Below are 23,313 nucleotides of genomic sequence, written 5' to 3' on the forward strand. Positions count from 1 at the left end.
GGCCCAGGGAACAAGTTGACAAAATCTTAACAGGCCGGAATTTCGTTCAGTCCATTGAACAATCGCTGCGGCGACAAGCGCCCGTCGGCGTCGACCAGGCCTAGCCCCGAGGGGGTTCCGTCAGGTCCGAATACAGCGACTTGCCCCGGCGGAAATGCGGCATCACGCAGGCGCTGGCCCATGCGAAAACGCGCCGCATGGGTCTGATCGAGCACGATTCGCGCAAAACCGGCCAGGCCGGCCTCGATCGGCAGCAATAGCGTCCGTGCTTCGGTGCCCGCCTCCAGCGCCGCCGACAATGCCTCGAGCGTGATCATCTGTGGAGCGCGAAACGGCTCCACCCACAGCCGACGCAACGAGGCGATGTGCGCTCCACATCCCAGCACCTCGCCCAGGTCACGTGCCAGGCTGCGGATATACGTGCCCGAGCCGCAGGTCACGCGCAGCCGCAGACCTGGGGCGCTGTAGCCCAGCACATCGATCGCCTGCACATCCACCTCGCGCACCGGCGCTTCGATACGTTCGCCGCGTCGCGCCTTGGCGTACAGCGGCTCGCCGCCCTGCTTGAGCGCGGAATAAATGGGCGCTTGTTGCTGGATACGGCCGATGAAAGGCGCCAGCGCCGCCTGTAGATCGGCCTCGCTCAGATCCGGCACCGCACGCTCGCGCAGCGGCTGGCCGTCGGCATCGTCGGTGTCGGTGGTGACGCCCAACACGATCTCGGCGTCGTATGCCTTGGCTGAACCAAGCAGCAGTCCGGCGATCTTGGTGGCTTCGCCAAAGCAGAGCGGCAACAGGCCGGTAGCCAGCGGATCCAGGCTGCCGGTATGGCCGCCCTTCTCTGCACGCAATAACCGGCGTGCGGCCTGCAGTGCATTGTTGGAGCTCAGCCCGGCCGGCTTGTCCAGCAGCAGGATGCCGTGCAACGGGCGATAGACGATGCGGGGTTTCAAAAGATCGGTGCTCGAATCAGGCGCAGTGCGCGCCTGCGGGAATCAGGGCCGCGGCAGATGCGGCAGGCCGTGACAGCGCTCAGCGCTGTTCGGCATCTTCATCGCTGGACGTGGCCTCGGGGCCAACGTCGTCCAGGTCACGCAGCAGATTGTCGATGCGTTCGCCGCGATCGACCGAATCGTCGTAATGGAAGTGCAGCTCGGGCACGTGGCGCAGCTTCATCGCGCGCGCCAACTGGGTACGCAGCTGGCCGGCGATTTCCTTGAGCCCCTTGACCGCTTCGGCCGAACGCTCCTGCTGCAGCGCGGTGACAAAGACCTTGGCATGCGCCAGGTCGCGACTGATTTCGACGTCGGACACGCTGACCGACGGCAGCCCATGGTCGCGCACGGCCGCGTGCACGATCGTGCCGAGGTCGCGACGCACCTGCGCGGACACGCGGTCGGTGCGATGGAATGATTTGGTTGGCATGGTCGTGGACCTGGTTGATTCGGAGGGCCAGTTGGCACCGAAGCCAAAAACAAACGCGGGCGGCCATGCCGCCCTCGCCTTGCAGAACCTGCATTGGACCAACTCCGCCGAACGGAGTCCGGGGCCGGTAGGCCCCGGCAGCCGTTACAGCGTACGGGCTACTTCGATACGCTCGAAGCACTCGATCTGGTCGCCGGCCTTGACGTCGTTGTAAGCCTTCACGCCGATACCGCATTCGGTACCGTTGCGCACTTCGTCGACGTTCTCCTTGAAGCGACGCAGCGATTCCAGCTCGCCTTCGAACACCACAACGCTGTCGCGGAGCACGCGGATCGGCTTGCTGCGCTTGACCACGCCTTCGATGACCATGCAGCCTGCAACCGCGCCGAACTTCGAGCTACGGAACACATCGCGGACCTGTGCGATACCGATGATCTCTTCGCGGATTTCCACGCCGAGCAGACCGGAGGCTACCTGCTTCACCTGATCGATCACGTCATAGATGATCGAGAAGTAACGCAGATCAATGCCGTTGGACTCGACGATCTTGCGCGCCGAGGCATCCGCACGCACGTTGAAGCCGATGATCGTCGCCTTGGAAGCAGCGGCCGAATTCGCGTCGGATTCGGTGATGCCGCCCACGCCGGAGTGGATCACGTTGATGCGGATGTCCTCGTTGGACAACGCCACCAGCGACTGCTTGAGTGCTTCCACCGAACCCTGCACGTCGGCCTTGATCACCAGGTTCAGTACCTGCTGGCCTTCGCCCTTGCCCATCTGGGCCAGGATGTCTTCCATGCGGTTGGTCGCCGAGGCCACCAGACGCGATTCGCGGCGCTTGGTTTCGCGCTGCTGCGCCACGTCCTTGGCCAGGCGCTCGTCGTCGACGACCACGAAGTCGTCGCCGGCTTCCGGCACGCCGGACAAACCCAGCACCTGCACCGGAATCGACGGGCCCGCCGAGGCCGGCTGATGGCCGGTTTCGTCGAACAACGCACGCACGCGACCGTACTGGATGCCGCACACCAGATAGTCGCCACGCTTCAGCGCACCCTGCTGCACCAGCACCGTCGCCACCGGGCCGCGGCCCTTGTCCAGCGAGGATTCGATGACGGTACCGCTGGCGCGGCCCTCGGCCACGGCCTTGAGCTCCAGCACTTCGGCCTGCAGCGAAATCGCGTCCAGCAGCGTATCCACGCCGGTACCGACCTTGGCCGACACTTCGATGAACTGGGTATCGCCACCGAACTCTTCGGCCACCACGTTTTCGGCCAGCAGCTCGTTCTTGACCCGCAGCGGATCAGCGCCGGTCTTGTCGATCTTATTGACCGCCACGATCAGCGGTACGCCTGCCGCCTTGGCATGCGCAACCGCTTCCTTGGTCTGCGGCATCACGCCATCGTCGGCGGCAACGACCAGCACCACGATGTCGGTGATCTTGGCGCCACGGGCACGCATCGAGGTAAACGCGGCATGGCCGGGCGTATCCAGGAAGCTGATGACGCCACGACCGGTTTCGACGTGGTACGCACCGATGTGCTGGGTAATGCCGCCGGCTTCGCCGGAGGCGATCTTGGTACGGCGGATGTAGTCCAGCAGCGAGGTCTTGCCGTGATCGACGTGACCCATGATGGTGACCACCGGCGGACGCGACGTGGCCTCGCCCTGCGCATCTTCGGCATGCGCCAGCAGCGCGTCCTCGAAGTCGGCATTGTCGGCACGCACGGCTTTATGGCCGAGCTCTTCGGTCACCAGTGCGGCGGTGTCGTGATCGATGCTCTGGGTGATGGTCGCCATGACGCCCATCTTGAACAACGCCTTGACCACGTCGCCGCCCTTGAGCGCGAGCTTCTGCGCCAGGTCTGCCACGGTGATGGTCTCGCCGATCGCCACTTCACGCACCACCGGTGCGGTGGGACGCTCGAACCCGTGCGGGCCGCTGTTGGCCTGGCTGCCGCCACGGCCGTTGTCATTACCACGGCGCGAGGACGACGAACCCGGGCGGCCGGTCGGCTTGCCGCGCACATTGGAACGCCGCGCGCGATCGGCCGCGGACAGATGCAACTGCCCGGCAAAGCGCTTGGTCGCATCGTCATCTTCAACACCGGCCACCATGACGTGCGAACCGCGCGTCTTGTGCTTGGCGGCATTGCTGCGGTCGTCCGCACGTGCCGGCGCTGCCGGACGCGAGGCCGGAGATGCGCCCGCCGGACGTGCCGCACGCGGTGCGGACGACGGCGAAGAAGGCGAACGCGCAGCTGGCGCCGCGGCGGACGGCGTCGGCGCATCAGCAACCGGGGCCGGCGCACTGGCAGCCGCAGCGGCTTCCTCGGCAGCCTTGCGCTCGGCTTCTGCACGGTCCTTGGCGGCCTGCTCTTCCTCGCGCTTGCGCTGAATTGCCTCGTCGCGCACGCGGTCGCTTTCGGCCAGGCGCTGCTGCTCCTCAAGGTTGCGCTGACGCGACTCCTCGAGCTTACGCAGGATATCGGCGCGTTCTTCGTCCGGCGTCATCGGTGCGGCGCGGCCGCTGCCTTCGTTCTCGGACTTCACGTAAGTGCGCTTCTGCCGCACTTCCACGTTGACCGTGGTCTTGGTGCGGCCGGCGTTGACAGTGACTTCCTGCAGCTTGCGCCGGTTGAGCGTGATCTTCTTGGCTGCTTCGCTCGCCGCTTCGGCAGACGTTTCCGCCTTGCCATGCGTGCGACGCAGGAAGCCAAGCAGTTTCATCTTCTCGGTGCTGGTCACGACCTGGTCGGGACCGCTGAACTTCATTCCGGCCTCGGCCAGTTGAACCAGCAGTTTATCGACCGGCGTATTGACCAGTTCGGCAAGCTTGCGGATGGTGGTTTGCTGCGACATTCGGATCCTATGATCTGGTTGGCGCCCCCTCGCCCAGAGCAAGGGATACGCTGATTCTAAGCCCTGATGGGGTCAGGGCGCGGTTCATTGCCGGCTCATTCGCCGCGCTCCAAACGGGCGATCTCCTCGGCGCGGGCTGCCAGGATCAGCGCCGCAGCGCGCTCCTGGGTCATGCCCTCGATGCCGAAGTCGACGATCTCGTCCGCGGCCAGGTCGGACAAGTCCTCGCTGGTACGCACGCCGTGCTCGGCCAGCGCAAAAGCCGTCTCCTCGTCCATCCCCTCCAGCGCCAGCAGGTCCTCGGTGGGCTGAGTTCCTTCCAGGCCTTCTTCCTCGGCCAGCGCGGCGTTGAGCAGCGCATCGCGGGCACGGGCACGCAGTTCTTCAACGATGTCTTCGTCGAAGCCCTCTACCGCCAGCAACTCGCCGACCGGCACGTAGGCGATTTCTTCGACCGTGTTGAAACCTTCGGAGACCAGGATCGCGGAGATTTCCTCGTCCACTTCCAGGCGGTCCATGAACAGCTGGCGTGCCGCGGCCTGCTCGGCCTCGGACTTGGCGGCCACCTGGTCGGCGGTCATCACGTTGAGCTGCCAACCGGTCAGGCGGCTGGCCAGACGCACGTTCTGGCCGCCCTTGCCGATCGCCTGCGCCAGGCGGTCTTCTGCCACGGCCAGGTCCATCGAGTGCTTGTCTTCATCGACGATGATCGACTGCACTTCGGCAGGCGCCATTGCGTTGATGACGAAGTTGGCCGGGTTCTCGTTCCACAACACGATGTCCACGCGCTCGCCATTGAGTTCGTTGGACACCGCCTGCACGCGCGAACCGCGCATGCCGATGCAGGCGCCGATGGGATCGGTGCGGGCGTCGTGCGCGATCACGGCGATCTTGGCGCGGTCGCCCGGATCGCGTGCGCAAGCCTTGATCTCGACCAGGCCCTGACCGACTTCAGGCACTTCGAGCTTGAACAGTTCGATCATGAATTCAGGTGCGGCACGGCTGATGAACAGCTGCGGGCCGCGTGGCTCGGAACGCACCTCGGCCAGGTAACCGCGCACGCGGTCGCCGGGACGCAGCACGTCGCGCGGAATGCCCTTGTCTTTCGGAATGAAGGCTTCGGCGTTGCCGCCAAGATCGACAAAAATATTGCCGCGCTCCGCGCGCTTGACCACGCCGGTGATCAACTCACCCACACGATCCTTCCACGCATCCACCACCTGCTGACGCTCGGCCTCGCGCACACGCTGCACGATCACCTGCTTGGCAGCCTGCGCGGCGATACGGCCGAAGTCGGGATTCTCGATCTGTTCTTCGATGTAATCGCCCACTTCCACGCCGTCGGCTTCGTCGATGGCATCCATCAGACGCACCTGGCGGTCAGGGGATTCCATCACCACGTCATCGGCAACCACTTCCCAGCGACGGTAGGTTTCGTAAGTACCGTCCTTGTGATCGATGGTGACGCGGGCCAGCACGTCCTGGTCGGGATAGCGCTTCTTCGCCGCGGAAGCCAGCGCGGCCTCGATCGCTTCGAAGATCACTTCGCGCGGCACGCCCTTTTCATTGGCGACCGCATCCACTACCAGCAAAAGTTCCTTGCTCATTTCGTCACTCCGCGCGCGGCTTGCCAGCCGCCGACTCGTTGGATGGTTTCTTCTTTTCGTGCCCGGGTTTTTTCGGGCCGGGCTTGTTCGGTTTCTGCGGTGCCAGACCCAGCGCAACCCAATCCGGCACGATGCGCGCTTTGTCGATATTGTCGTAGCCGATCTGCACGTCCTTGCCATCGACAGCGAACACCACCGCCTCTGCCTCGGCATCGATGCGCAGGATCTCGCCCTGGAAGCGGCGCCGACCATCCTGCGCCAGCTTCAAGACGATCTTTGCCGACTCACCGGTGTGGCGCGCGAACTGTTCCAGCGTGAACAGCGGACGATCCACACCCGGCGATGACACTTCCAACGTGTAGTTACCGCTGATCGGGTCTTCGACGTCGAGCTGGGCGGAGACTTCGCGGCTCACGCGCTCGCAGTCGTCGACATTGATGACACGCTCGGGCTGTTCGGCCAGCGGCACGTCGATATATAGGCGCAATGTGGCGCCGCCTGGAGCGGGAAGATATTCCACGCCCAGCAGTTCCAAGCCCAGGGACTCAACCGTTGGACTCAGCAGATTCGCGATTTCGGTCGCTTTTTCGCTCACAGACTGCCCTGATCAGATGATTGCCAGTAGAACCCCGGCAACCGGCAGCAAACTTTCCGGTTCCGGAAAAAACAAGGGGCCCGATGGGCCCCTTGCGTGAAAAAAACCCGACCTCTCAGGGTCGGCGTAAAGACGGGAACATGCGTCCTTACGATCCAAGAAGCTGAATTACTGCGATAAAGCAACAATTCGAAACTTGGTAGCGGGGGCAGGATTTGAACCTGCGACCTTCGGGTTATGAGCCCGACGAGCTGCCAGACTGCTCCACCCCGCAGCAGAAGCGGAATTATGAAGAACTTGAGCGGCAATTGCAAGCCCTAGTTTTTCATCTGTTGGACAGCGTGGCGGCTGTTCAACGTCGCGGCGAATAATACCCGCAATGCAACAAAAACGAAACAGTAAGCGCGGTTTTATTTCAGTGCGACGCCACATGCAGGATGCGACGCCGCAAAACCTAACGCTGGCGCAGCGGTCTTAGGCGAGGCCGGCGAATGCGCGCTGGCACCACACCATGATCGGACTCCAGGCCAGACCAAGTGCAAGCAGGGCCAGCGCATTGACGCCGAGCACGGTGCCGAGCACGCGATCGTTATTGGCCGGCAACGGCTCGCCTACCGGCTCGTCGAAGTACATGACCTTGATGACGCGCAGGTAGTAGTACGCACCGATCACTGCGCAGATCACACCGACCAACGCCAGCCACAGCATGTCGCCCTTCACTGCCGCGCCCAGCACCGCCAGCTTGGTCCAGAAACCGAGGAACGGCGGGATACCTGCAAGCGATGCCATGATGCACAGCACCAGACCAGCCATCCACGGATTGCGCGCGTTGAGTCCCTTGAAGTCGTCGATGTTTTCCGCTTCGAACCCGTTGCGCGACAGCGCGATGATGGCGCCGAACGAAGCGGTGGACATGATGGTGTAGCTGACCGCGTAGAACATCGCAGCCGCATAGCCCTCTTCCCCGCCGCCCGCCACGCCCATCAGCAGGAAACCGATATGAGAGACCGTCGAGTATGCGAGCATGCGCTTGAGGTTGCTCTGCGCAATCGCCATCAGGTTACCGACCACCAGCGAAACCGCCGACAAGCCGCCGATCAGCAGATGCCACTGCGGCGACAACGGACCCATACCGACTTCCAGCAGGCGATAGGCCATACCGAACGCCGCAAGCTTGGGCGCCGAGCTGATGAACAACGCGATCGGCGCAGGCGCACCCTGATACACGTCGGGCAGCCACATGTGGAAGGGTGCAGCACCCAGCTTGAAGGCGACGCCAGCGATCATGAAGATGGTGCCGGTCAGCAGCAACGTGCGTTCGTTCGAGCCTTCGATCGCATCGTGGATGCCGGCCAGGCTGAGCGTACCGGTGGCGCCGTAGACCAGCGACATGCCGTATAGCAGCAGACCCGACGCCAGCGACCCGAGCACGAAATACTTCATCGCCGCTTCGGTGGCCAGGCCATTGTCGCGGTTGGAGGCGACCAGTGCGTAAGAGCACAGCGCCAGCAGCTCCAGGCCCAGATAGACCATCAACAGGCTACCGGCCGACGCCAGCAGCATCATGCCGGCAGTGGCGAACAACACAAGCACCGGGATTTCGCCCTGGTAGAGATTACGCTCGCGCAGGTAGGTCCAGCCATACACCAGGCTCAACCCGCTGACCAGCACGATCACGGTCTTCATGACATCGGCTGCCGTGTCGCGGACGAACATGCCATTGAAGATATCGCCCTGCCCGCCCGTGCCGGTTGCAAGCAACACGAGCACCACGGCAAGCACGGCAACGGAGAACAGGTGGGTCCAGACCTTGTTCCGCTGGCTCACGAACAGGTCGAGCATCAGCAGTGCGAAGGCGCCGCCGATCAGCACCAGCTCCGGTACGAGCGGAGCTAGGTCAGCGGTGGTCAACGGCGCGAGCGTTGGCGTGGTCATCATTAAATCCTGAAAATCAAAACGTACGGCAAGCGGTCAGAGCTTGGTCGCGGCAATCTGGGTCGCCAGCTTGGCGATCGACGGTTCCATCAGATCGGTCAGCGGCTTCGGGTACAGGCCAAGGGCCAGCACGCCAGCGGCGAACACCCCCAGCACGAATGCTTCGCGGCCATTGATGTCTTTCAGCTCGGCCACGTGTGCGTTGGCCACTTCGCCGAAGAACACGCGCTTGTACAGCCACAGCGTGTACGCAGCGGTGATCACCAGCGTGGTGGCGGCGCCGAAGGCAACCAACGGATGTTTCTGGAAGCTGGCCAGGATGACCATGAACTCGCCGACGAAACCACTGGTTCCCGGCAGGCCGGCATTCGCCATGAAGAACAACATGGAGAAGGTGGCGAACCAGGGCATCACGTTGACCACGCCGCCGTAATCGGCGATGCGACGGGTATGCATGCGGTCGTAGAGCACGCCGATGCACGAGAACATCGCGCCGGACACGAAACCGTGCGAGATCATCTGCACCATCGCGCCCTGCAGGCCCAGACGCGCAGCGTCAGTGCTGCCGTACTCGCGTACCAGGGTGAAGGCGATAAAGGTACCGAGCGTGACGAAACCCATGTGCGCGATGGACGAATACGCCACCAGCTTCTTCATGTCGTCCTGCACCAACGCCACCAAGCCGACATAGATCACCGCAATCAGCGACAGCGTGATGACCAGCCAGGCGAACTCATGGCTCGCGTCGGGCACGATCGGCAGGTTGAAGCGCAGGAAGCCGTAGCCGCCGATCTTCAACGCAATCGCCGCCAGGATCACCGAACCGGCGGTCGGCGCCTCGACGTGCGCGTCCGGCAACCAGGTGTGCACCGGGAACATCGGCACCTTGACCGCAAAGGCGATCAGGAATGCGAAGAAGATCCAGGTCTGTTCCTTGGCGGTCAGCTGCAGCGCATACAGGTCGGCGAGCTGGAAGCTGCCGCCCTTCAGATACAGATACACCAGGCCCACCAACATCAGCACCGAGCCGAGGAAGGTATAGAGGAAGAACTTCATCGCCGCGTAGATGCGCCGCGGGCCGCCCCAGACGCCGATGATCAGGAACATCGGGATCAGCATGGCTTCGAAGAACACGTAGAACAACATCGCGTCGGTGGCGGCGAAGATGCCGACCGTGACGCCTTCCAGAATCAGGAAGGCAGCGACGTACTGATTGACGCGCTTATCGATCGAGCGCCAGGCTCCGATCAGGGCCAGCACCGTCACCAGCGTGGTCAGCACGATCAACGCGACCGCGATGCCATCCACGCCCAGGTTGTAGCCGATGTTGTAGGCCGGGATCCAAGTATGCAGTTCGATGAACTGCATGGCGTCATTGGCAGTGTCGTAGCCCAGCAGCGGCAGACTCAGCGCAAAGGTCGCCACCGCTACCGCCAAAGACGCCCAGCGGGCAGTCTCGGCGTTGCGCAACGCAAGGATCAGGGCGCCACCGATAATCGGCAGCCAGATCAAGATAGACAGTAAAGGCCAGTTCGACACGTTTTCTTATTCCGTACAGGTCAACGCCAGAAATGCATCAGTACCGCCAACAAGGCGATCAAACCGATGATCATTGCGAAGGCGTAGTGATAGAGGAAACCGGATTGCGTGCGACGCAGCAGATTTGCAGCCAGGTCGATCAGTCGGGCAGAACCGTTGACGACAGCGCCGTCGACCACATGGGTATCGACTGCACGTGACGCCTTGCCAAGCACAACGCCACCACCGGCGAAGCCATTGATCCAGAGCTTGTCGGCGCCGTACTTATTCTCAAGTATCCACACCAGCCACGACAGCTTCTTACGTGAGCTAGCTGCCCACTCAGGCTTCCAGAGATAGAACAGTGCCGCCAACAACAGGCCGGCAACCGTCAGGAAGAACGGAGCGGCCATCATGCCGTGCAGTGCGAATGCAACCGGGCCGTGGAACTCTTCGGCCAATGCACCAACGGTATCGCGTGCCGGATCGTAGAAATCGACGATGCCAGTGAAGAACGAAACTGCCTGGCCCTGCATAGCGTGTGCTGCATGGTGGCCCTGCCAGTCGGTCCCGAACAACATCGGACCGATCGTGAAGAAGCCGATTGCGATCGAGGGGATTGCTAACAAGACCAACGGCAGCGTTACCACCCACTTGGATTCATGCGGCTCGTGGGCACCGTGGTGACCATGTCCGTGATCGTCGTGGCCATGCGTGTCGTGGGCATGCGCATCGTGCGAGTGAACCTGCGCTTCGGCATCGGTATGCGCGCTGTCGTGATGCGAATGCGCGTCGTGCGCATGGGCGTCGCGGAACCGCTCCTTGCCGTGGAAGGTCAGGAACAGCAGACGGAAGCTGTAGAAACTGGTCACCAATACGCCGCCAAGCACAGCCCAGTAGCCATAGGTTGCAATCCAGCCATGCGACTCATGCGCATGATGCGCGGCCGCCTCGATAATGGTGTCCTTCGAGTAGAAGCCGGAGAAGAACGGCGTACCAACCAAGGCCAATGTACCGATCACGCTGGTCCAGTAGGTCACCTTCATGTACTTGCGCAGGCCACCCATCTTGCGCATGTCCTGCTCGTGGTGCATGCCGATGATCACCGAGCCGGCCGCCAGGAACAGCAGCGCCTTGAAGAAGGCGTGGGTCATCAGGTGGAACACGGCTGCCGAATAGGCCGACACGCCCAATGCCACGGTCATGTAACCCAGCTGCGACAGCGTGGAATACGCCACCACGCGCTTGATGTCGTTCTGCACGATACCGATCAGGCCGGTGAAGAAGGCCGTGGTCGCACCGATGAACAGGATGAAGTTCAGCGCTGTTTCCGACAGCTCGAACAGCGGCGACATACGCGCCACCATGAAGATGCCGGCGGTCACCATCGTTGCGGCGTGGATCAGCGCCGAGATCGGTGTGGGGCCTTCCATCGAGTCCGGCAGCCACACGTGCAACGGCACCTGGGCCGACTTGCCCATCGCACCGATGAACAGGCAGATGCAGATCAGCGTCATCACGCTCCATTCGTGGCCCGCGAACAGCTGCACCTTGGCACCGGCCATGGTGGTCGCGTTGGCGAACACGGTGGAGTAATCCAACGAGCCGAACCACAACAGGACGCCGGCGATACCGAAGATGAAGCCAAAGTCGCCGACGCGGTTGACCAGGAACGCCTTCATGTTGGCGAACACAGCGGTCGGGCGCTTGAACCAGAAACCGATCAGCAGGTACGACACCAGGCCCACCGCTTCCCAGCCGAAGAACAGCTGCAGGAAGTTGTTGCTCATCACCAGCGTGAGCATGGAGAAGGTGAACAACGAGATGTAGCTGAAGAAGCGCTGGTAACCCGGGTCCTCTTCCATGTAGCCAATGGTGTAGATGTGCACCAACAGCGACACGAAGGTCACCACCACCATCATCATCGCAGTCAGGCGGTCGACCATGAAGCCGACATGTGCCGAGTAGTTGCCGACATCAAAGAATGTGTAGAGGTTCTGGTTGAACGGGCTGGCGCCCTGCTCCACCAGCTGATACAGCGTCAGGCACGACAGCACGCAGCTGACCGCAACACCGAGGATGGTGACGTACTGCGCGCCCTTGCGCCCGACCTGACGCCCGAACAGGCCGGCGATGATGCTGCCGACCAGCGGTGCAAGCACCACTGCGATCAACAGACTCTTGGAGAGAGTGATTTCCATCTACAGGTCAGCCCTTCAACGTATCGACTTCGGCCACATTAATCGTGCGGCGCGTGCGGAACAGAGTCACCAAGATCGCAAGGCCGATTGCAGCCTCCGCAGCGGCAACCGTCAGAATGAAGAACACGAACAACTGACCGGCGGTATCGCCAAGCTCGCGCGAGAACGCGATGAAGTTGACGTTGACCGACAGCAACATCAACTCGATCGACATCAGCAGCACGATGACGTTCTTGCGGTTGAGGAAGATGCCGGCCAGCGAGATGCAGAACAGCACCGCGCCCAGTCCAAGCAGGTGGCCCAAGGTAATCAAGACTTCGCCTCCTGTCCGTCGGCCGCGTCGATTTGCGGCGCAACCTGTACCGGCTTTTCAACCGCCATTTTGACCATGCGCAGACGGTCGCCCGCCTTGACCCGGGACTGCTCGCCGGCATTCTGCAACTTGATGCCAGTGCGCTTGCGCAGGGTCAGCATCACTGCAGCCACCACCGCCACCGTCAGGATCACCGCGGCAAATTCGAAAGGCAGCAGAAATTCGGTGTACAGGCTCTTGGCTAACCAGGTCAGGTTGGAACTGTCAGCCGCTTGCGCAGCTGCGTTGTCTGCCGGGAACGGCGTGGCGCTGCGCGCCTTGACACCGATCAACGTGACCATCTGCGCGAGCATGGCCACCGCCACGATGACGCCGAGCGGCATGTACTTGACCCATCCCTCGCGCAGGCGGCTGGTATCGATGTCCAGCATCATCACCACGAAGAGGAACAGCACCATCACCGCGCCGACATAGACCAGCACCAGCGTCACGCCGAGGAATTCAGCCCCGACCAACAGCCAGATGCATGCCATCGAGAAGAACGTGAGGATCAGGCACAACACGGCGTATACCGGGTTGCGCACGCTGATCACCGCACCGGCGGACACGACCGCGACGGCGGAGAAGGCGTAGAAAGCAAGAGTGACCCAGTCCATCATGACCTCAACGGAAGGCGGCATCGGCAGCGCGACGCTCGGCGATCTCGGTCTCTAACCGGTCTCCGATCGCCAGCAGCTGCGGCTTGTTGACAATGTTTTCGCCACGCTTCTCGAAGTGGTACTCGAGGATGTGCGTTTCGACGATCGAGTCCACCGGGCAGCTTTCTTCGCAGAAGCCGCAGAAGATGCACTTGAACAGGTCGATGTCGTAGCGCGTGGTGCGGCGGGTGCCGTCTTCGCGCTTGGCCGAGTCGATGGTGATCGCCAACGCCGGGCAGACTGCTTCGCACAGCTTGCAGGCGATGCAACGCTCTTCGCCGTTGGGATAACGGCGCAGCGCATGCAGGCCACGAAAGCGCGGCGACTGCGGGAACTTCTCCATCGGATACAGCACGGTGTACTTGGGCTTGAACGTGTATTTCAACGTCAGCCACAAGCCGCCGAGCAGCTCGAGCAGCAGCAAGCTCTTGAAGTAATGGGTGATCTTGTTCATCAATTACACGCCCTTCTGGATCACGCCGTAAAACACCATCAACGCCGTCACTGCGATCCACACGATCGTGAGCGGAATGAAGACCTTCCAGCCCAGACGCATGATCTGGTCGTAGCGGTAACGCGGGAAGCTGGCGCGGAACCAGATATAGGCGCTGGCGAAGAAGAACACCTTCATCAGCAGCCACGGCCAGCCGCCTTTCCACAACCAGTCGATCCACGGCGAAACGTCCGCATTGACCCAGCCCTGGATCGGGCTCAACCAACCGCCGAGGAAGAAGATCGAGATCAGGAAGCTGACCAGGATCATGTTGGCGTATTCGGCCAGGAAGAACAGGGCGAACGCACCGCCGGAATATTCCACCATGTGACCGGCGACGATTTCCGATTCGCCTTCCACCACGTCGAACGGCGCGCGGTTGGTTTCGGCGACGCCAGAAACCCAGTACACGATGAACAACGGGAACAGCGGAATCAGGAACCAGTCGAAGAAACCGGAGTTGCCGGCCTGCGCGAACACGATCTGGCTCAGGTTGACGCTGCCGGAGGCAATCATCACACCGACCAGCGCAAAGCCCATCGCGATTTCGTAGCTGACCACCTGCGCGGCCGAACGCATCGCGCCCAGGAAGGCGTATTTCGAGTTCGATGCCCAGCCGGCCAGGATGATGCCGTACACGCCCAGCGAGGTCATCGCCAGCAGATACAGCAGGCCGACGTTGGCATTGGACAACACCAGCTTCGCATCGAATGGCACTACCGACCATGCGGCAAAGGCCGGCGCCAGTGTCAGCAGCGGTGCGATGACGAACATCGCCTTGTGCGAGCTGGTTGGCTGCACGATTTCCTTGAACAGGAGTTTGAAGACGTCGGCGAAGGCCTGGAAGATGCCCATACCCACATACATGGGCCCATGGCGCACGTGCATCCAGCCGATCAGCTTGCGCTCCCAGACCACGTAGAAGGCCACTGCCACGATCACCGGCACGGCGATCAGCAGGATCTTCAATACCGACCACAGCACCACGCCACCATCACCCAGCCCCAGGAACCACTGGTGCAACGGGTCGACCAGGTTCAACAACAATTCGTTCATGCAGCCACCACCGTTACACGACCGGCACCGAGCGGCGCGGTTGCGCCATGGCCGGATTCGATCCACACCGTGCCCGGTGCGACGCGCTTGTCCAGCACCACCGGCAACGTTGCCTTACCGGCATCGGTACCGACCTTGACCATCTGACCAGCCTGGACCTGCAACTGCGTCGCCTGCTCCGGATGCATCGCCACGCACGGCGCGATGTTGAGCGGATGCGACTGCAGCGCAGCGGCCCGACGCACCACCGCATCGGTGCGGTAGATCGCCGCAGTTGCAGCGACTTCCAGCCCGTTGCTGGCGGCCGCTGGCTGCGCCGACGCCGTTGGCGTCACGTTGCGGTTCTGCATGCCGGCGCGCAGGCCGATCAGGTCGATGAATTCGAAACCGGGCAGACCCAGTTCACCGCCAAGTGCACGCAGCACGCGCCAGCCCTCGCGCGCTTCGACCGGTAAACGGCCAGCAGCACGTGCAGTCTGCACGCGGCCATCGAGATTGGTCAGCGATGCATCGATCTCCGGCAACGCACCGATCGGCAGAATCACATCGGCCACATCACGCGTCGGCGCACAGGCGAACTGGCTGAAGGCAACCACCTTGGCGCCTGCCAGCGCGCTGCGTGCAGCGGCGGCGTCGGCAAAATCCAGGCCTGGCTCGATGCCGTACAGCACGTACGCCTGACGCGGCTGGGCCAGCATGCCGGCGACATCGCGCGCGGTCGGCAGCACGCCCTGCGCCACCAGACCCACGGCATTGGCGCCTTGCGGGATGCGGCACAATGCTGCGCCGGTTGCGGCAGCAAAGTCGCGTGCGGCGGCACGCAACGCGGCAGCCTGCGGATGATTTTCGGCCAACGCGCCGACCACGATCACGGCGCGGCTTGCAGCCTTGACCGCATCGCGCAGGGTCGCATCGCTCAGTGCACCCGCCAACTGCGACGGCGCCACCACGGTGCGGCTGGCCTGGGTGAAGGCGAAGTCGAAGTCGACCGGGTTGACCGAGTGAATCTGCGTACGGTTCTGGATATGCGCCTTGCGCAGACGCGCATGCAGCAACGGCAGCTCATGCCGCACATTGGTGCCGAACAACACCACCACGTCAGCCTGTTCGATCTCCGCCAGCGGCGTGGCGAACGCTTCGGCTACCGCAGCGTCGGAGAAATCACGGTTGAGCAAACGGTGGTCCAGGTTGCCGCTGCCCAGACCTTCGGCCAGACGCGCGAGCAATGCGCCTTCTTCGTTGGACGTGGACGGATGCACCAACACGCCGAGCTGATCGCCGGCGTTTTCGCGCAGGATCTGCGTGGCGGCGGCCAGACCTTCGGCCCAGCTCACTTCAGTCCACTGCCCGTTAACCTTCTTCAGCGGCTTGACCGCACGGTCTTCGGCATACAGGCCCTGATGCGAATAACGGTCGCGGTCGGAGAGCCAGCATTCGTTGACTGCCTCGTTCTCACGCGGCACTGTGCGCAGCACTTCGCCACGACGCACGTGCAGGAACAGGTTCGAACCCATCGCATCGTGGTAACCCAGCGATTCGCGCGCCATCAGTTCCCACGGACGCGCGCGGAACTGGAACACCTTGTTGGTCAGCGCGCCCACCGGGCAGACGTCGATGACGTTGCCGGAAATCTCGGTGGTCAGCGGCTTGCCGTCGTAGGTGCCGATCTGCAGGTTCTCGCCGCGATACATGCCGCCCAGCTCGTAGGTGCCGGCAATATCAGCGGTGAAACGCACGCAACGGGTGCACTGGATGCAGCGGGTCATCTCGGTGGCAACCAGCGGACCGATGTCCTCGTCCGGCACCACCCGCTTGCGCTCGTTGAAGCGGCTGACCGAACGGCCGTAACCGAGCGAAACGTCCTGCAGTTCGCACTCGCCGCCCTGATCGCAGATCGGGCAGTCCAGCGGGTGGTTGATCAGCAGGAATTCCATCACGCTGCGCTGGTACTTCAAAGCCTTTTCGCTACGCGTAGTGACCTTCATGCCATCCATCACCGGCGTGGCGCAGGCAGGCGACGGCTTGGGCGACTTTTCGACATCGACCAGGCACATGCGGCAGTTGGCCGCGATCGGCAGCTTCTCGTGGTAGCAGAAGCGCGGAATCGGGATGCCGGCCTTGTCGGCCGCCTGGATGATCATCGAGCCCTTCGGCACGACCAGACTCTGGCCGTCGATCTCGACGGTCACATGGTCCGGTGGCACGTTCGGGTTCACTGGTTGGGCGCTCATGCAGCCACTCCGACTTGCGTATCGACGATCGAACGACCGTTGACGATGTAGTACTCGAACTCGTCCCAGAACTGGCGCAGGAAGCCTTGGATCGGCCATGCCGCCGCTTCGCCGAACGCACAGATGGTATGGCCTTCGATCTGGCCAGCGACGGTGCGCAGCTGATGCAGGTCTTCCATCGTGGCCTTGCCGGCGACGATGCGCTCCAGCACGCGGTGCATCCAGCCGGTGCCCTCGCGGCACGGGGTGCACTGGCCGCAGGATTCCTTGTGGAAGAACTGCGAGATGCGGCAGGCGAAACGCACGCAGCAGACGCTGTCGTCCAGCACCACGATGGCACCCGAACCCAGACCGGTGCCGAGCGCACGCAAGGTGTCGTAGTCCATCTGCAGGCCAGCCACCTGGTCGGCCTTCAGCACCGGCATCGACACGCCACCGGGCACCACGCCCTTGAGCTTGCGACCCGGGCGCAGCCCGCCGGCCATTTCCAGCAGTTCGTCGAAGGTGGTGCCGAGCGGCACCTCGAAATTGCCGCCCTTCTGCACGCAACCGGACACCGAGAAGATCTTCGGGCCGCCGTTCTTGGTCTTGCTCAAACCGAGGAACCACTCCGGGCCGTTGCGAATGATCGCCGGCACCGACGCATAGGTCTCGGTGTTGTTGATGGTGGTCGGCTTGCCGTACAGGCCGAAATTCGCGGGGAACGGCGGCTTGTAGCGCGGCTGGCCCTTCTTGCCTTCCAGCGATTCCATCAATGCGGTTTCTTCGCCGCAGATGTACGCACCAGCGCCCAGCGCACCGTAGATGTCGATATCCACGCCGCTGCCGAGAATGTTCTTGCCCAACCAACCGTTGGCGTAGGCATCGGCCAGCGCCAGCTCGAAGTTTTCGAACGGCTCGTGGTGGAATTCGCCACGCAGGTAGTTGTAGCCCACCGTCGAGCCGGTGGCGTAGCAGGCGATCGCCATGCCCTCCACCACCGAATGCGGGTTGTAGCGCAGGATGTCGCGGTCTTTGCAGGTGCCCGGCTCGGATTCGTCCGAATTGCACAGGATGTACTTCTGCATCGTGCCCTTGGGCATGAACGACCATTTCAACCCGGTCGGAAAGCCCGCACCACCACGGCCGCGCAGGTTCGACGCCTTGACCATTTCGATAACATCGGCCGGCGGGATCTTCTCTTCGAGGATCTTGCGCAGCGCGGCGTAGCCACCGGTTTTCAGATAGCTCTCATACGACCACGGAGTGTCATAGTGCAGGGTCGTGTAGACGACCTGATGCGGCTGCGGCGCCGGACCGACCGGGCCTGAGGGTGCGTGATGATGTGCCATGTCTTACTCCAGCCCGTCCAGCAGCGCGTCGACCTTTTCTTTCGTCAGATGCTCGTGATAGTGGCCATTGATGACCATCATCGGCGCCGCGGAGCAGGCAGCCAGGCACTCTTCTTCGCGCTTGAGGTAGACGCGACCATCGGCCGTCGACTGCCCCAGCTTGCAACCCAGCTTCTTTTCCGCGTGGGCCAGCAGATCCTCGGCGCCATTGAGCCAGCAGCTGATATTGGTGCAGAACGCCACGTTATGGCGGCCGACGCGTTCGGTCTCGAACATCGAGTAAAAGCTGGCGACCTCATAAGCCCATACCGGCGGCAGCTCCAGGTACTTGGCTACGCCCACGATCAATTCGTCGGTCAGCCAGCCCTGGTTCTGCTCTTGCGCGGCGTGCAGACCCTGCAGCACCGCCGAACGCTTGCGGTCCGGCGGGAACTTGGTCAGCCAGTGATCGATGTGCGCGCGCGTCTTGTCGCTCAGCACCACCTGCGGATCGACGTCGCGCGCCGCTTCGAAATTACCCGTCGCCTTCATCGGTCAACCTCACCGAAAACCAAATCGTAAGTACCGATCATCGCCACGACGTCGGCCAGCAAATAGCCACGCACCACCGCATCCATCGACGACAGATGCGCAAAACCCGGCGCGCGCAGATGCACGCGGAACGGCTTGTTGGCGCCGTCGGACATCAAGTAGCAACCGAACTCGCCCTTGGGTGCTTCCACCGCGCTATAGGTTTCGCCGGCCGGCACGCAATAGCCTTCACTGAACAGCTTGAAGTGATGGATCAGCGCTTCCATGTCGTCCTTCATGCCTTCTCGGCTGGGCGGAGCGACCTTGAAATTGGTGACCATGACCGGGCCCGGGTTGGCCTTCAGCCACTTCACGCACTGTTTGATGATGCGGTTGGATTCGCGCATCTCGGCCACGCGCACCAGGTAGCGGTCATAGCAGTCGCCGTTGGTGCCGACGGGGATATCGAAATCCACCGCGTCGTACTTGGCGTAGGGCTGCTTCTTGCGCAGATCCCACTCGATGCCCGAGCCACGCAACATCGGACCGGTCATGCCCCAGGCGCGTGCCAGATCCGGGCTGATTATGCCGACGTCGACGGTACGCTGCTTCCAGATGCGGTTATCGGTCAGCAGGGTCTCGTACTCGTCCACGCGTGCCGGGAAGGTATTGGTGAACTCCTCGAGGAAGTCCAGCATGGTGCCTTCGCGACCGGCATTGCGCTTCTTCAGCGCCCCGCCCTTGTGCCAACGCGACTCCTTGTACTGCGGCATGCGATCGGGTAGATCGCGGTAGACGCCGCCGGGACGGTAGTAGGCCGCGTGCATGCGCGCGCCACTGACCGCCTCGTAGACGTCCATCAGTTCTTCGCGCTCGCGGAATGCATACAGCATCACCGCCATCGCACCCAGATCGAGCGCATTGGAACCGACCCACATCAAATGGTTCTTGATGCGGGTGATCTCGTCGAACATGGTGCGGATGTACTGCGCACGCTCGGGTGCTTCGATCCCCATCAGGGATTCGATCGCGCGCACATAGGCGTGCTCGTTGCACATCATCGAGACGTAATCCAGACGATCCATGTACGGAACCGACTGGTTGAACGGCTTGGACTCGGCCAGCTTCTCGGTGCCACGGTGCAGCAGGCCGATATGCGGATCGGCACGCACCACGGTCTCGCCATCCATTTCCAGGATCAGGCGCAACACGCCGTGCGCCGCAGGATGCTGCGGGCCGAAGTTCATCGTGTAATTGCGGATTTCCTGCTTGCTTTCGACAGGATTGCTCGCGAAGGCATCGGTTGCCTGGCGGAACTCACTCACTTGGCAGTCTCCGACTTGCCCACTTCACCAGCGGCAGTCTCATAACGGGCATCGTCGCGAATGACGCGCGGCACGCCGACGCGCGGCTCGACCGAGGTCACCGGCTCGTACACCACGCGCTTGCGCTCCTCGTCGTAACGCACTTCGACGTTGCCGATCAGCGGAAAGTCCTTGCGGAACGGGTGGCCGACGAATCCGTAGTCGGTCAGGATGCGGCGCAGGTCCGGGTGCCCATCGAACACGATGCCGAACAGGTCAAACGCCTCGCGCTCGAACCAGTTCACGCCCGGCCAGATATCGGTCAACGACGCCACCACCGGCACCTGCTCGTCCGGTGCGTAGCAACGCACGCGCAGACGCTGGTTGTGCTGGTAGGAAATCAGCTGTGCGACCACCGCAAAACGTTGCTTGGGCAGCTGCTGCGGCTGCGCGCCGGCAGAGCTTTCCTGGCTGGGGAACTCGCCCCAGGCGAAACGGCCGACGGCCTTGCCTTCGACGCCGCGACTGAAGCCCTGCGACGACACGTCGGCGGTATCCCACTCGTCGCTGCCGTAGCCCAGGTAATCGACGCCACACAGGTCGCTGAGCTGTTCGAAACCGAGCTCGTCACGCAGTGCAAGACAGGTGGCGTGCCAATCGGCGGCCGCGACTTCCAGCGTCACTTCGCCGCGCGGCAATGCCACGGCAATCTGCGCACCGGCGAAACGTGCCGCAAGTCGGTCAGTGAAGGAGGATGCTTGCTCTGCCATGGGGGCTTGGCTGCTCTCGGTAGAAGAAGACGGGTGTCAGCGCGCGATCGTCTGGGTACGCCAGATCTTCTTCTGCAGCTGCAAGATGCCGTAGACCAGCGCCTCGGCGGTCGGCGGGCAGCCCGGGACGTAGATGTCCACCGGCACGATGCGGTCGCAACCGCGCACCACCGAATACGAATAGTGATAGTAGCCGCCGCCGTTGGCGCAGCTGCCCATCGAGATGACCCACTTCGGATCGGGCATCTGGTCGTAGACCTTGCGCAGCGCCGGGGCCATCTTGTTGACCAGGGTACCGGCCACGATCATCACGTCGGACTGGCGCGGCGACGGGCGGAACACCACGCCGTAGCGGTCCAGATCCAGGCGCGAGGCGCCCGCGTGCATCATTTCGACCGCACAGCACGCCAGACCGAAGGTCATCGGCCACATCGAGCCGGTACGCGCCCAGTTCAGCAGCGCATCGACGCTGGTGGTCACGTAGCCCTTTTCGAGCAACGGGTTTTCGCCTTCCGGGCGCAGGATGTCTTCCACCCGGCCTTCCGGCATCGGGTTGGTCATCAGACTATCCAGGGTCTGAATCACTCCCATTCCAGCGCTCCCTTCTTCCACACGTAGATAAAGCCGAGGAACAACATGCCGACGAACAGCCCCATGGTGACCAGCGAACGTGCGCCGATCTCCATGAACACCTGCGTCCACGGCACGATGAAGATGATTTCCAGATCGAACACGATGAACTGGATCGCGATCAGGTAGTAGCGCACATCGAACTTCATGCGCGCGTCTTCGAAGGCTTCGAAGCCGCACTCGTAAGGAGAGAGCTTGCGCGGGTCCGGGCTACGCGGACCGAGGAATCGACCGACCAACATCAGCACGATGCCGATACCGGTGGCGACGATCAGAAACAGCAGACTCGGCAAATATTCGGCCAGCACAGCGATTCTCTCTTGCCTCTGCCCGCACGCGCCGCGTGCCGGCATGGGGTATAGGCAGACCCCGCGCGCGACAAGCGATGCGCAGGAACTGCAGCCAAACAATGGTGCCCAAGAGGGGACTCGAACCCCTACGACCTAAGTCGCTACCACCTCAAGGTAGTGCGTCTACCAATTCCGCCACCTGGGCATACGTTGCGCCGCCGGGCATCCCAGTGCGCAGCGTATTGTAACCGGCTTCAGCGTTTTTGTGCTGGTTCTGAAGCGTTTTCTTCGCTTGCTGCAGGCGCCGGCTGCGCCGGTGCGGACTGCGCAGGCGCCACTGCCGGGGCAGCGGCCGGAGCCGGCTGCGACGGAGCGGTCGGCACCGCACCTGCGGCCGGGGCCTGCGGCAACGGCTGGGTGAGCTCGCCGGCGGCGGCCGGAGCCGGGGTTGCCGACTGCGACATCACACCCAGGTTCTGATCCGTAGGACGTGCGCCGTGCGTGGCGTACCACGCCATGAACAGGCTGATGCTGAAGAACACCACCGCCAGCCACTTGGTCGACTTGGACAGGAAGTTCGACGCACCCTGCGAACCGAACACGGTGCCGGACGCGCCGGCGCCGAAGCCGGAACCGGCCGCCGCACCTGCGCCACGCTGCATCAGAATCAGCGCAATCATCGCCAGGGCGACCAGCACGTAGATCACATTGAGGATCAACATCAGCATTTCGAAATCCGTCCCCGGACAAAACTTAATGGGTTAGCACGCGGCCGCCGCGCGTGCGATGGCCAGGAAATCTTCGGCGACCAGTGACGCGCCTCCGACTAGCCCGCCATCGACGTCAGGCTGCGCGAACAGCTCGCCGGCGTTGTCGGGCTTGACACTGCCCCCGTACAGGATGGGCAGCGAATCGGCGATTCTAGCATCCGCCTTCGCGACTTCGCCACGCAGGAAGGCGTGTACGGCCTGCGCCTGCTCCGGGGTCGCAGTGCGGCCGGTGCCAATGGCCCAGATCGGTTCGTAGGCCAGCACCGCGCCTGCGAAACCGGCGCTGCCGACCAGCGCCAGGACCGGGTCGAGCTGGGCACGTAGGATTGCCTCGGTCTGACCGGCTTCACGCTGTTCCAGCGATTCGCCCACGCACAGCACTGGAATCAGTCCGGCATGGATGGCGGCGGCAAACTTGCGTGCCACCAGCTCGCTGCTCTCATGGTGATACTGGCGGCGCTCGGAGTGGCCGACCAGCCCGTAGCCGGCACCGACATCGACCAGCATGGAGGCCGAGACCTCGCCGGTGTAGGCGCCCTTCTCATTACTGCTGACGTCCTGGGCTCCGAACGACAGGTGATGGGCCTCGAAATCCTCGATCAGGTCGCCGAGGTAAGGCAGTGGCGGCAGGATGACGACTTCGACACCCTCCAGGGGCATGTGCGCGGCCACCTTGGCCACCAGTTCGGTGGCGAAGGCGCGGCTGCCATGCAGCTTCCAATTTCCGGCAACGATCTTTCGACGCATCAGGCGCAGGTTCCTGAGTTGAAGACAGGC

General features: G+C 62.8%; 21 protein-coding genes and 2 tRNA genes. All 23 read right to left on the bottom strand.

Going from position 1 to position 23,313, the window contains the following annotated elements; genetic code table 11:
• Positions 1-26: 26 nt before the first annotated feature.
• Positions 27-953, bottom strand: a complete 927-nt coding sequence (gene truB / locus LN450_RS11985) for a tRNA pseudouridine(55) synthase TruB (RefSeq protein WP_011347933.1) — start codon at positions 951-953, stop codon at positions 27-29.
• A gap of 79 nt (positions 954-1,032) precedes the next feature.
• Complete coding sequence (gene rbfA, locus LN450_RS11990) at positions 1,033-1,425, bottom strand: 30S ribosome-binding factor RbfA (protein WP_005914265.1); 393 nt, start codon at positions 1,423-1,425, stop codon at positions 1,033-1,035.
• A gap of 144 nt (positions 1,426-1,569) precedes the next feature.
• A complete protein-coding gene (gene infB / locus LN450_RS11995) occupies positions 1,570-4,284 on the bottom strand; it encodes a translation initiation factor IF-2 (RefSeq protein WP_011347934.1) in 2,715 nt (904 codons plus the stop codon).
• A gap of 95 nt (positions 4,285-4,379) precedes the next feature.
• The gene (gene nusA / locus LN450_RS12000) at positions 4,380-5,891 is read right to left on the bottom strand and encodes a transcription termination factor NusA (protein ID WP_005914268.1); all 1,512 of its coding nucleotides are present in this window, start codon (positions 5,889-5,891) and stop codon (positions 4,380-4,382) included.
• A gap of 4 nt (positions 5,892-5,895) precedes the next feature.
• A complete protein-coding gene (gene rimP / locus LN450_RS12005; protein ID WP_008570977.1) occupies positions 5,896-6,486 on the bottom strand; it encodes a ribosome maturation factor RimP in 591 nt (196 codons plus the stop codon).
• Positions 6,487-6,683: 197 nt separating this feature from the next.
• Positions 6,684-6,760: transfer RNA gene (locus tag LN450_RS12010), tRNA-Met, on the bottom strand.
• Positions 6,761-6,960: 200 nt separating this feature from the next.
• Positions 6,961-8,421 carry an NADH-quinone oxidoreductase subunit NuoN gene (nuoN, locus tag LN450_RS12015; protein ID WP_003485567.1) on the bottom strand — a complete coding sequence of 487 codons (1,461 nt, stop codon included), beginning with the start codon at positions 8,419-8,421 and terminating at the stop codon, positions 6,961-6,963.
• Between the two features lie 36 nt (positions 8,422-8,457).
• Positions 8,458-9,960 carry an NADH-quinone oxidoreductase subunit M gene (locus LN450_RS12020; RefSeq protein WP_011347935.1) on the bottom strand — a complete coding sequence of 501 codons (1,503 nt, stop codon included), beginning with the start codon at positions 9,958-9,960 and terminating at the stop codon, positions 8,458-8,460.
• A 20-nt stretch (positions 9,961-9,980) separates the two neighbouring features.
• Entirely contained in the window at positions 9,981-12,140 is a 2,160-nt protein-coding gene (gene nuoL, locus LN450_RS12025) for an NADH-quinone oxidoreductase subunit L (protein WP_011347936.1), read from the bottom strand.
• A 7-nt stretch (positions 12,141-12,147) separates the two neighbouring features.
• The gene (gene nuoK / locus LN450_RS12030) at positions 12,148-12,453 is read right to left on the bottom strand and encodes an NADH-quinone oxidoreductase subunit NuoK (RefSeq protein WP_005914274.1); all 306 of its coding nucleotides are present in this window, start codon (positions 12,451-12,453) and stop codon (positions 12,148-12,150) included.
• Positions 12,450-13,112, bottom strand: coding sequence for an NADH-quinone oxidoreductase subunit J (locus tag LN450_RS12035; protein WP_008570973.1), 663 nt, complete (start codon positions 13,110-13,112; stop codon positions 12,450-12,452). The genes nuoK and LN450_RS12035 overlap by 4 nt, the downstream gene beginning before the upstream one ends.
• 4 nt (positions 13,113-13,116) lie before the next feature.
• A complete protein-coding gene (gene nuoI / locus LN450_RS12040; RefSeq protein ID WP_003485557.1) occupies positions 13,117-13,605 on the bottom strand; it encodes an NADH-quinone oxidoreductase subunit NuoI in 489 nt (162 codons plus the stop codon).
• Positions 13,606-13,608: 3 nt separating this feature from the next.
• Complete coding sequence (nuoH, locus tag LN450_RS12045; RefSeq protein ID WP_008570972.1) at positions 13,609-14,700, bottom strand: NADH-quinone oxidoreductase subunit NuoH; 1,092 nt, start codon at positions 14,698-14,700, stop codon at positions 13,609-13,611.
• On the bottom strand, positions 14,697-16,931 hold the full coding sequence (gene nuoG, locus LN450_RS12050) for an NADH-quinone oxidoreductase subunit NuoG (protein WP_011347938.1): 2,235 nt from the start codon (positions 16,929-16,931) through the stop codon (positions 14,697-14,699). The genes nuoH and nuoG overlap by 4 nt, the downstream gene beginning before the upstream one ends.
• The gene (nuoF, locus tag LN450_RS12055) at positions 16,928-18,262 is read right to left on the bottom strand and encodes an NADH-quinone oxidoreductase subunit NuoF (protein ID WP_003485551.1); all 1,335 of its coding nucleotides are present in this window, start codon (positions 18,260-18,262) and stop codon (positions 16,928-16,930) included. Before nuoF ends, nuoG begins: the two co-directional genes overlap by 4 nt.
• Before the next feature lie 3 nt (positions 18,263-18,265).
• Positions 18,266-18,793, bottom strand: a complete 528-nt coding sequence (gene nuoE / locus LN450_RS12060) for an NADH-quinone oxidoreductase subunit NuoE (RefSeq protein ID WP_003485548.1) — start codon at positions 18,791-18,793, stop codon at positions 18,266-18,268.
• Positions 18,790-20,097 carry an NADH-quinone oxidoreductase subunit D gene (locus LN450_RS12065; RefSeq protein ID WP_008570969.1) on the bottom strand — a complete coding sequence of 436 codons (1,308 nt, stop codon included), beginning with the start codon at positions 20,095-20,097 and terminating at the stop codon, positions 18,790-18,792. The genes nuoE and LN450_RS12065 overlap by 4 nt, the downstream gene beginning before the upstream one ends.
• Positions 20,094-20,846 carry an NADH-quinone oxidoreductase subunit C gene (locus tag LN450_RS12070; protein WP_011347939.1) on the bottom strand — a complete coding sequence of 251 codons (753 nt, stop codon included), beginning with the start codon at positions 20,844-20,846 and terminating at the stop codon, positions 20,094-20,096. Before LN450_RS12070 ends, LN450_RS12065 begins: the two co-directional genes overlap by 4 nt.
• Before the next feature lie 36 nt (positions 20,847-20,882).
• Positions 20,883-21,437 carry a NuoB/complex I 20 kDa subunit family protein gene (locus tag LN450_RS12075; protein WP_005914280.1) on the bottom strand — a complete coding sequence of 185 codons (555 nt, stop codon included), beginning with the start codon at positions 21,435-21,437 and terminating at the stop codon, positions 20,883-20,885.
• Positions 21,428-21,784 carry an NADH-quinone oxidoreductase subunit A gene (locus LN450_RS12080; protein WP_003485539.1) on the bottom strand — a complete coding sequence of 119 codons (357 nt, stop codon included), beginning with the start codon at positions 21,782-21,784 and terminating at the stop codon, positions 21,428-21,430. The genes LN450_RS12075 and LN450_RS12080 overlap by 10 nt, the downstream gene beginning before the upstream one ends.
• A gap of 102 nt (positions 21,785-21,886) precedes the next feature.
• Positions 21,887-21,971, bottom strand: a tRNA-Leu gene (locus tag LN450_RS12085).
• A gap of 49 nt (positions 21,972-22,020) precedes the next feature.
• Positions 22,021-22,494 carry a preprotein translocase subunit SecG gene (gene secG / locus LN450_RS12090; protein WP_011347940.1) on the bottom strand — a complete coding sequence of 158 codons (474 nt, stop codon included), beginning with the start codon at positions 22,492-22,494 and terminating at the stop codon, positions 22,021-22,023.
• Between the two features lie 33 nt (positions 22,495-22,527).
• Positions 22,528-23,283: a triose-phosphate isomerase gene (gene tpiA, locus LN450_RS12095; RefSeq protein WP_008570966.1), complete on the bottom strand. Its 756-nt coding sequence runs from the start codon at positions 23,281-23,283 to the stop codon at positions 22,528-22,530.
• Positions 23,284-23,313: the final 30 nt, after the last annotated feature.

Origin of the sequence: Xanthomonas euvesicatoria pv. euvesicatoria (assembly GCF_020880415.1) — a bacterium.
GTDB lineage: Bacteria > Pseudomonadota > Gammaproteobacteria > Xanthomonadales > Xanthomonadaceae > Xanthomonas > Xanthomonas euvesicatoria.